A 9,788-nucleotide genomic window follows, 5' to 3' on the forward strand; every position below is an offset into this window, starting at 1 on the left:
GAGGCATCCTGGAGCCCATGTCACGGCGAGGGGTTCAGACCGCTGGGCTGATCTCCACCAGGTTGTCGTGGTAGACGGGGCCGTTGCCCAGATCGGCGTCGCGCTCCTCGACCACGGCGTTGGCGTTGGCGCCCCCGCTCAGCTTGGGCCAGTGGCCCTTTGGCGAGGCGGCGACACCGGGGCGGACCTTGTCGGAGACCTCTACATGCGCCTCGAACGCGCCGAACTGATTCGAGACCCTGACCTTCGACCCTGAGACCAGGCCCCGGCGTTCGGCGTCCTCGGGGTTGACCACGACGGTCGGGCCCTTGGAGCGCCGGAGCAGTTCGGGGTTGTTGGCGAAGATCGTGTTCAGGAAGGTGTGGGAGGCGGGGGTGATCAGCGTCAGCCTCCCGTCCTTACGGGTGCGGGCGCTCCGGGACGGCACGTAGGTGGCGACCCGCGACAGGCCCGCCTTCTCGGCCAGGTCGGAGACGAACTCGAGCTTTCCGCTGGGGGTGGGGAAGCCGTGGGTGAACGGGACAAAAGGCTCGGCCACGTCGAGCCGGGCCCAGCCGCGTTTGCGCAGCTCGTCGAGCTGGATGGTGGGGGTGCCCTCCAGGAGTTCGGCCGCGATCTCCAGGTCGGTGGCGTGGAGGGCCGGTTCGGTCAGGCCCATCTTCGCCGCCAGGCGGCGGAAGGTCTCGGTCGTCGACAGGGCCTCACCCGCCGGCGCGACGGCCGGTTCGTTCCACATCAGGTACATGTGGCCGTAGCCCTCGTGCAGGTCGAGGTGCTCGATCTGCATCGTGGCGGGCAGCACGATGTCGGCGTAGTCGACGGTGTCGGTGGGGAACTGCTCCATGACCACGGTGAACAGGTCCTCCCGCAGGAGCCGCTGCCGGATGCGGTTCTGATCCGAGGTGGAGCCCATCGGGTTGGCGCCGTACACCCAGAGGCATTTGACCGACTCGTCGAGGCTGTCGGCGAGCCGGGTCATCGTGAGGGACCGCACCGGGTGGGGGAGCAGCCCGGGGCGGTGGTCGACCTTCAGCGGGACGTGGGCCGAGGTGGAGAAGGCCAGGCCGCCGCCCGGGTGGCGCCAGTCGCCGGTCACGCCGGGGATGCAGGCGATCAGCCGCATCGCCGAGCCGCCGCCCTCGTGGCGCTGGATGCCCATCGTGGCGCGGATGCCGGTCGGGCGGGTGTGCGCGAGCCGCCGGCCCAAGGAGCGGATGTCCTCTTCGGGCAGGCCGGTGATCTCGGCGACCCTCGACGGCGGGTACTGCAGGATCTCGGCTTTGAACTCGTCCCAGCCGGTGGTGTGGTTCTCCAGGTAGTCGCGGTCTTCCGCGCCTTCTTCGAGGACGACGTACAGAAGACCCAGCGCCAGCGCGCCGTCGGTGCCCGGCGCGATGGGGAGGTGTTCGTCGGCCTGCTCGGCGGTCCGGGTGCGGATCGGGTCGATCGCGACGATGTGGGCGCCGTTCGCGCGGGCGTCCTGGATGAACTTCCACAGGTGGTGGCCCGTGGTCAGGGTGTTGGTGCCCCACAGGAGGATCAGCTTCGACAGCGCGAAGGTCTCGGGGTCCATGCCGCCGGGGGTGCCCATGGTGAGCCGCAGCCCGTCGTTCCCGGCCCGGGAACAGATGTTCATGTTGTGGAAGGAGGCCCCGAGGGCGTTCCAGAACCGTCGCCCGGCCATGCCCGACTCGCCCTGGATGAAGCCGAGTGTGCCGGTGCCCTGGTAGGGCCAGATGGCCTCGCCGCCGTGCTCGCCGACGATCTCCGTCAGCTTGGACGAGAGGATGTCGAGCGCCTCGTCCCAGCTGATGCGCTCGAATTCCCCGGAGCCCTTCGGCCCCACCCGCTTCATCGGATGCAGGATCCGGTCAGGCGAGGCCGCGTGCTCCAGGTAGCGGTTCACCTTCACGCAGAGCGCGCCCCGCGTGTAGGGCTGCTCCTTGTTGCCCCGCAACGAGGTGGCCTTACCGTCCTGGACGGTCACCACCCACGAGCACGTATCCGGACAATCAAGGGGACATGCCCCCAGAACCCGCAATTCCATTTCGTCATCGTACGGGGCTCCCGCTGAAGGCAAGCCGCTCCACGATGTGGGCAACGGCGTCCCCGCTCACGTCCAGGACCTGCCGGTTCACGTTCTCGATCGTGTCGCAGAGCTTGTGGTAGCAGGGGTCGTACGACTGGTTGCCGACGCCGCCGTACTTCTGGGCCTGGTCGAGGGTCTTGATGTCCTCGGCGCCGGTGAAGATGCCGCCCGACGGGATCCCGGCCTTCATGAACGGCCCGTAGTCCGACCGCCCGTCGAACGCGACCTCCTCGGCGGGCAGCCCGCGCCGCTGGTAGAACTCCCAGGCGGCCGTCTCGATCGCGTTGTCGCTGTCGTAGATCCCGTTGGCGTGGTTCTTGGTGGCGACCATGTCGAGGTTGACGTACCCGGCGATCTTGGCCTTGTCCTGCGGCGACAGGCCCTTCACATAGTGGGTCGACCCGACCAGGCCGACCTCCTCGGCCCCCCAGAACGCGAACCTGACCGCCCGCTGGGGCCGCATCCGGGCCATCTGCTCGGCGATCTCCAGCACCACCGCGACCCCGGAACCGTTGTCGTTGATCCCCGGCCCGGCCTCCACCGAGTCGAGATGGGCCCCCAGGACCAGCACGTCGTCGGGGTCGCCCTGAGCGGTCTGCGCGATCACGTTCCTGGTGACCTTGGTGGAGGACGTGGTGTTGGTCTCCACCGTCACCTGGCCCTCGATCTCCGCCTCGGGGGCCACGCCGACGACCGGCAGCTTCGCGCCCGGCGCGCCCAGCGATCCGCGCAGCTCGCCCGGCTTGGAGTTGACCACTATGAGCGCGCCCGCGCCGGCCCGGCCCGCCCAGTCGGCCTTGACCTTGAACGAGCACTCGCCCCGCCCGGCCACCGCGATCGAGCCGCGCCGGAACCCGGCCCAGTCGGACAGACGGCAGCCCGTGCCGACGTCCTGGGCCGGTCCCGAGGCCCGGCCCGAGGGGGAGTACACGAAGGTCACCGCGCTGACCGGGCCACTGGCCGTGGTCAGCACGGCGGGGGTCACCTCGCGGTAGTGCGGCAGGGTGAAGGTCTGCGAGGTCACCTGATAGCCCGCCGCGCGGAGCACGCTCTCGACATACTGGGCCGAGGCCTCGTAACCGGCGGTGCCGACCGCCCGGTTGCCGTGCAGCTTGCCTATTTCGGCCAGGTCCTGAACATGGGCGAAGACATTGGGTTCGGAGACCGCCTCGACCAGACCCGGATCGGCGGACATACCCGTCGTCGTCAGCACCAGAGCCGCAATTACCACAATGCGCACAGATTCCCCCTTGATGAACGGGCCGGGGGAAGGCGGCACCAGACTGGCAGCGCGCGAGCGTTCAGGCCAGGTTCGAGGGTTACGGCGCGTCGGCGCGAAACGGGCCGGGATCCATAGACTCAACCTCGAGGGGGCTCGGGGGTCGCGTCGCTGTGCCGTGACATCCGCTTGTGGACACTGGCAACAAAGATCGCAGACAATCACGGTGGTGAGGGGCATCAAGGAAAAGGACGACCCAGTGACGTCCCCGGACTCCGGGGTCGTCCTCGTCGTGGAGCCCTTGCTGCCGCAGCGCATCCGGCGTCCGTCCGACCTGCTCCGGTTGCTGATGACGCTGCTGGCGGTGACGGCGGTGGTGCTGCTCGCGCTCGTCGCGCAGCGGACTCTGAACGGCCTGGAGACCGACGTCCAGGCCGGCACCGGCCGGGCGCCCGAATGGCTCTCGTCGATCGCCGGCCTGCTCGGCGGCGTCGCGGTGCTGGCCGTGCCGGTCGCTTTCGCGGTCGAACGGGTGTTCCACCGCGACGGCATGCGAGTCGCCCAGGGGTTGATCGCGGCCATCCTGGCCCTGCTGCTCTCCTACGCGCTGGGCGAGTGGGTGGTCAGCGCCAGCACCGCCGAGCTGCGTGAACTCTTCACCGGCAATCGCGACGTCGAGCCGCTCAACACGGTCCTCACCCCGGCGATCGCCTATGCGACCGCCGTCCGCATGTCGCGCCGGCCGCGCTGGCGGGCGCTGCTCTGGTTCGCGCTGACCCTCGACTTCTTCGCGCTCTTCACGTCCACCAAGATCACCGCGCTGGGCGCGATCGTGACCTATCTGGTGGGCCTCGCGGTCGGGTTCGCCACGCTCTACGGCGTCGGCAGCGCCAACACCCGGCCGCCGGGCAGCGCCGTCGTGGCCGCGCTGAAGCGCCTCGGCTTCTCGATCGTCAGCGCCCGCCGGATCGAAGACGACAGTTCCGGCGGCCGCCGTTACATCGTCGGCCTGGCCGACACCACCCGCCTGGCGGTGACCGTCCTCGACCGCGACCGCCAGGTCGCCGGGGTCGTCTACCGCCTCTGGCGGCGGTTGCGGCTGAACAGTGAGACCCGCCGAAAGGCCATCCGGTCACTTCGGGCCGAACTCGAACGCGAGGCCCTGATGGCCTACGCCGCCGAGGCCGCCGGGGCCAGCACCCCCCGGCTGCTCGGCACCAGCGAGGTCGGCACCGAGGCGGCACTGCTGGCGTACGAACACGTCGACAGCCGCCCGATCGAAGACCTGCCCGACGACGAGCTCAACGACGAACTGCTGACCCAGACCTGGGAACAGGTCCGCCTGCTGCACGCCCGGCGGCTGGCCCACCGCCACCTGACCGGCGAGTCGATCCACCTGTCGCCCGACGGCCGGATCGTGCTCGTCGACGCCAGATCGGGTGAGATCGCCGCCGGCGACCTGCTGCTGCGCCTCGACATCGCCCAGCTGCTCGCTTACCTGGGCCTGCGCGTCGGCCCGGAACGGGCCATCAAGAGCGGCGCGGCCGTGCTCGGCGCCGACGCCATCGCCTCGGCGCTGCCGCTGCTCCAGCGCATCGCGCTGGCCCGGGAGACCCGGTCGGCGGCCCGCAAGGAGAAGACCCTGCTGCCCGCCCTGCGCGAGCAGATTGTCGCCCTGAAACCGCAGGTGACCGTCGAGGAGGTCCGGCTCGAACGGTTCCGCCCGCGCACCCTGGTCACGATCATCGCCAGCGCGCTGGCCGCCTACCTGCTGCTGTCCCAGCTCAGCCAGGTCAACCTGGTGACGGTGATCACCACCGCCCACTGGGGCTGGAGCGGCATCGCCCTGCTCACCGCGGCGGTCAGCTACATCGCCGCCGCCTCGATGCTGCGCGGGTTCGTCCCCGAACACCTGCCCTACGGCCGCACGATCCTGGTCCAGCTGGCCGCGTCGTTCGTCAAGCTGGTCGCGCCGGCCGCGGTCGGCGGTGTCGCGATCAACACCCGTTACCTGCAGAAACGCGGAATCCCCTCGGGCCAGGCGGTGGCCAGCGTGGGGGGCTCGCAGCTCGTCGGGCTGGCCTCCCACATCCTGCTGCTGGTGCTGTCGGGATATCTGACGGGCACCCAGGCGGCGCCCTCGCTCACGCCGTCACGCGGGATCCTGATCACCCTGCTCGCCGTCGCGGTCGTGATGGTGGTCATCCTGGCCGTGCCGCCGCTGCGCCGGATGATCTCGACCCGGGTCAGGTCGCTGTTCAGCGGAGTGGTGCCCCGGCTGCTCGACGTGCTGCAGTCGCCGGTCAAGCTCGTCGAGGCCGTGGGCGGGACGGTGATGGTCACGGTCTCTTTCGTCATCTGCCTGGCCGCCTGTGTGAAGGCGTTCGGCGGTGAGCTGAGCATCACCGCCGTCGCCGTCGTCTTCCTCGCCGGGAACGCCATCGGCTCGGCCGCGCCGACGCCGGGTGGCCTCGGCGCGGTCGAACTGTCACTCACGGCCGGTCTCACCGTCGCCGGGCTCAACCCGACGATGGCCACCTCGGCCGTTTTGCTGTTCCGCCTGATGACCTTCTGGCTGCCGGTCCTGCCCGGCTGGGCCTCGTTCACCTGGCTGCAACGGCACGACCAGCTTTAGCCGTCGCTGCTGCGCTTCCACAGGTTGATGCCGGCCTCGACCGCGTCCTTGTCGATCGCGTCGAGCTCGTCGGCCGTGAACTCCAGGTTCTTGACCGAGTCGAGGCTGTCGTCGAGCTGCTTGACGCTGCTCGCCCCGATCAGCACCGACGTGACCCGCTTGTCCCGCTGCGCCCACGCGAGCGCCAGCTGCGCCAGCGTCTGACCCCTGCTCTGGGCGAGCTCGTTGAGCGTGCGCACGTGGCGCAGCGTCTCGTCGGTCAGCGTCTCCGGGTCGAGCGACTTGCCCTGGGAGGCGCGGGACCCCGCGGGCACGCCGTTCAGGTAGCGGTCGGTCAGCAGGCCCTGCGCCAGCGGGGAGAACGCGATGCACCCGACGCCCAGGTCACCCAGCGTGTCGAGCAGCCCGCCCTCGATCCACCGGTTGACCATCGAGTAGGACGGCTGGTGGATCAGCAGCGGCGTGCCGAGGCTCTTCAGGATCTCGTACGCCTCCACCGTCCTTTCCGGGGAGTAGGACGAGATGCCCGCGTACAGCGCCCGGCCCGACCGGACGGCCGTGTCGAGCGCCCCCATCGTCTCCTCGAGCGGGGTCTCCGGGTCGAACCGGTGGCTGTAGAAGATGTCGACGTAGTCGACGCCCATCCGCTTCAGCGACTGGTCGAGGCTGGCCAGCACGTATTTGCGCGACCCCCACTCGCCATAGGGCCCCGGCCACATGTCGTAACCGGCCTTGGTCGACAGGACCAGCTCGTCGCGGTAGGGCCGGAAGTCCTGGGCGAAGATCGTTCCGAAGTTCTTCTCCGCCGAGCCGAAAGGCGGTCCGTAGTTGTTGGCCAGGTCGAAGTGGGTCACCCCGCGATCGAACGCCCGGCGCAGGATCGCCCGCTGCGACTCGATCGGTTTGTCGTCACCGAAGTTGTGCCAGAGCCCCAGCGACACCGCCGGCAACTTCAGCCCGCTGCGTCCGGTCCGGTTGTAGGGCATCGGCCCATAACGGTCGGCGGCGGCGACATACGTCATGCGGTCACTCCCAGTCGGTCGAGAATCCAGGACAGCGCGAACGCCTCCTCGTGCCACGCGTCGTATCGCCCGCTGCGACCCCCGTGCCCGGCGCCCATCTCGGTCTTCAGCAGGAACGGCCCGCCCTGAGCGGTGTCGCGCAGCCGCGCGATCCACTTGGCGGGCTCGTGGTAGAAGACCCGGGTGTCGTTGAACGAGGTGATCGCGAGTATCGGGGGATACGTCACGTCCCGCACATTCTCGTAGGGCGAGTACGACTTCATGTACTCGTACACCTCGGCGTTGTGCAGCGGGTCGCCCCATTCGTCCCACTCGATGACGGTCAGCGGGAGCGACGGGTCGAGGATCGTGTTCAGCGCGTCGACGAACGGGACCTCGGCGAGGACCCCGGCGAAGTCGTCGGGGGCGAGGTTGGCCACCGCGCCCATCAGCAGGCCGCCGGCGCTGCCGCCCCGGGCCACGATCGGGCCCGACCAGTCGGTCTTGAGGTGCCTGGCGACCGCGACGAAGTCGGTGAAGGTGTTCTTCTTGTGGAAGAACTTGCCCTCCTCGTACCACCGCCGGCCCATCTCCCCGCCGCCCCGGACGTGCGCGACCGCGAAGACCAGCCCGCGGTCCAGCAGCGAGAGCCGGGCGACCGAGAAGTAGGGGTCGATCGAGGTCTCGTAGCTGCCGTAGCCGTAGAGAAGGGTGGGGGCGTGCTTCGGGGTGCCCTTCTTCACCACGAGCGAGATGGGGATCTTGGTGCCGTCTTCGGCGACGGCCCACTCGCGGAACTGCTCGTAGTCGCCGGGGTCGTAGCCGCCCAGGACCGGGCGTTGGCGCAGCAGGATCAGGTCGTGGGAGCGGAGGTCGTAGTCGTACACGGACGGAGGCGTGATCATCGAGGTGTAACCGAGCCTGAGCCGGTTGGTGACGAACTCGCCGTTCCCGCTCGGGGCCACGTCGTAGAGCGGCTCGGGGAACTCGATCTCGTAGGGGTCCTGGTCTTCCGGCAGGATCCGGAGGCCGGTCAGACCGTCCCTCCTGAAGTGGACGACCAGGTGCGACTCGAAGGCGTCGACGTCGAGCAGCCGCGTGTCCTCCTGGTGGGGGATCAGCGGCGTCCACGCCGTCGGATCGGCGACCGGGGCACTGGCCAGCTCGAAGTTCTCGGCGTTCTCGTTGTGCAGGATCAGGAAGCGCTCGCCCTGGTGGTCGAGGTGGTATTCGAGCCCCTTCTCACGCGGGCGGACCACCTTGAACTCGCCGGCCGGGTTGAGCGCGTCGAGGAACCAGACCTCGCTGGTGATCTTGCTGTGCGCGTTCAGCAGCAGGTAGCGCTCGCTGCGCGACAGCCCGACGCCGACCCAGAACCGCTCGTCGTGCTCGTGGTAGACCTCGACGTCTTCGGCCTGCCCGAGCGTGTGGCGATGCACCCGGTCGGGCCGCCAGGCGTCGTCGACCGTGGTGTAGAAGAACGTGCTGCCGTCCTTCGACCAGGAGCCGCCGTAGAAGATGCCCGCGATCTCGTCGGCCAGCAGCTCGCCGGTTCGCAGGTCCTTGAAGCGCAGGGTGAACCGCTCGTCGCCGTCGTAGTCGGTCGAGTACGCCACCATCGTGCCGTCCGGGCTGACCTTGCTCACCCCGAGGCCGAAGTAGGGACTGTCGCCGGCCAGCTCGTTCCCGTCGAGGATGACCTGCTCGTTCTCGAGCGTCTTCCCGGGTTCGACGATCGGAGGGTCTTCCCCCTCGGCCGGTACGCGGCACTGGATGCCGTACTGCTTTCCTTCCTCGGTACGGGAGTAGTACCACCAGGCCCCGAGCCGCGTCGGGACCGAGAGGTCGGTCTCCTGCGTGCGCCCCTTGATCTCCTGGAAGATGGAGTCGGCCAGCGGCTTGAGGCGACCGGTGACCTGCTGGGTGAAGACGTTCTCCGCCTCCAGATGGGCGACGACGTCTGGGTCGTCCTTCTTCGCGAGCCAGGCGTATTCGTCGATCACGGTGTCGCCGTGATGCGTACGCTCAACAGGGTTTTTCTTCGCCGTCGGTGGCTGCTCACTACTCACCCGGTCGAGTCTAGGCACCCGTCCTTTGATCACCGGGGCTTGTTCACTAGGCGCTTCTTTGATCTTCCGTGGGAATGCGCGGGGCGGTGTCGTCGTTGGAAATGGTCTGACGGCCTCTGCGGGGCTGCTAATCTTTGATCTGTCGGGCTAGCGCCTGGCAGACCCCCTCCAACACATCCGGGGAACCGGGCGGATTTGACATCGCCCAGGACGCGGGTAAGTTAGAGGGGTTGCTCTTCGGCAGGAACCGGAAAAAGTGCCAGTTTGACACTAACCGGAACCGCTGAAAAGATAAAGGCACAACAGCAAGACGAAACACAAGCTTAAAAAAGCAAGTCCGTTTCTTGAGAACTCAACAGTGTGCTAAAAGCCAGTGCATGATGCACAAACCCCGTCATTTATGACGGATTCCTTTGGTTGACATTATGTCAGCCGGGAAAATTCTCTGAAGACATCTTTTGGAGAGTTTGATCCTGGCTCAGGACGAACGCTGGCGGCGTGCTTAACACATGCAAGTCGAGCGGAAAGGCCCTTCGGGGTACTCGAGCGGCGAACGGGTGAGTAACACGTGAGTAACCTGCCCCTGACTCTGGGATAAGCCTGGGAAACTGGGTCTAATACCGGATATGACGTCTTCTCGCATGAGATGGATGTGGAAAGTTTTTCGGTCAGGGATGGACTCGCGGCCTATCAGCTTGTTGGTGGGGTAGTGGCCTACCAAGGCGACGACGGGTAGCCGGCCTGAGAGGGCGACCGGCCACACTGGGACTGAGAC

5 protein-coding genes and 1 rRNA gene are annotated in these 9,788 nt (G+C 68.0%); 2 read left to right on the forward strand and 4 right to left on the reverse strand.

Annotated features, from left to right (window positions below):
• Positions 1-34: 34 nt before the first annotated feature.
• Both AW272_RS36810 and AW272_RS42845 read right to left on the reverse strand, forming a co-directional pair.
• A complete protein-coding gene (locus AW272_RS36810; RefSeq protein WP_066374883.1) occupies positions 35-2,047 on the reverse strand; it encodes a molybdopterin-containing oxidoreductase family protein in 2,013 nt (670 codons plus the stop codon).
• Positions 2,048-2,051: 4 nt separating this feature from the next.
• Complete coding sequence (locus tag AW272_RS42845) at positions 2,052-3,329, reverse strand: M20/M25/M40 family metallo-hydrolase (protein WP_169807707.1); 1,278 nt, start codon at positions 3,327-3,329, stop codon at positions 2,052-2,054.
• A gap of 238 nt (positions 3,330-3,567) precedes the next feature.
• Between AW272_RS42845 and AW272_RS36820 the strand changes: the two genes are divergently transcribed.
• Positions 3,568-5,943 carry a lysylphosphatidylglycerol synthase transmembrane domain-containing protein gene (locus AW272_RS36820; protein WP_245657905.1) on the forward strand — a complete coding sequence of 792 codons (2,376 nt, stop codon included), beginning with the start codon at positions 3,568-3,570 and terminating at the stop codon, positions 5,941-5,943.
• Here the strand turns inward: AW272_RS36820 and mgrA are convergent.
• Both mgrA and AW272_RS36830 read right to left on the reverse strand, forming a co-directional pair.
• Positions 5,940-6,965: an L-glyceraldehyde 3-phosphate reductase gene (mgrA, locus tag AW272_RS36825; protein WP_066374886.1), complete on the reverse strand. Its 1,026-nt coding sequence runs from the start codon at positions 6,963-6,965 to the stop codon at positions 5,940-5,942. The two genes, AW272_RS36820 and mgrA, sit on opposite strands and share 4 nt — an antisense overlap.
• Entirely contained in the window at positions 6,962-9,013 is a 2,052-nt protein-coding gene (locus AW272_RS36830; RefSeq protein ID WP_066374888.1) for a S9 family peptidase, read from the reverse strand. The genes mgrA and AW272_RS36830 overlap by 4 nt, the downstream gene beginning before the upstream one ends.
• A gap of 455 nt (positions 9,014-9,468) precedes the next feature.
• Between AW272_RS36830 and AW272_RS36835 the strand changes: the two genes are divergently transcribed.
• Positions 9,469-9,788, forward strand: a 16S ribosomal RNA gene (locus AW272_RS36835); the annotation flags it as partial.

It is taken from the genome of Herbidospora mongoliensis (assembly GCF_001570545.1).
GTDB lineage: Bacteria > Actinomycetota > Actinomycetes > Streptosporangiales > Streptosporangiaceae > Herbidospora > Herbidospora mongoliensis.

What these genes read in the sequence shown, in the direction of transcription:
- AW272_RS36810 (WP_066374883.1), bottom strand. Translation starts at nt 2,047, where the DNA reads ATGGAATTGCGGGTTCTGGGGGCATGTCCCCTTGATTGTCCGGATACG.
- mgrA (WP_066374886.1), bottom strand. Translation starts at nt 6,965, where the DNA reads ATGACGTATGTCGCCGCCGCCGACCGTTATGGGCCGATGCCCTACAAC.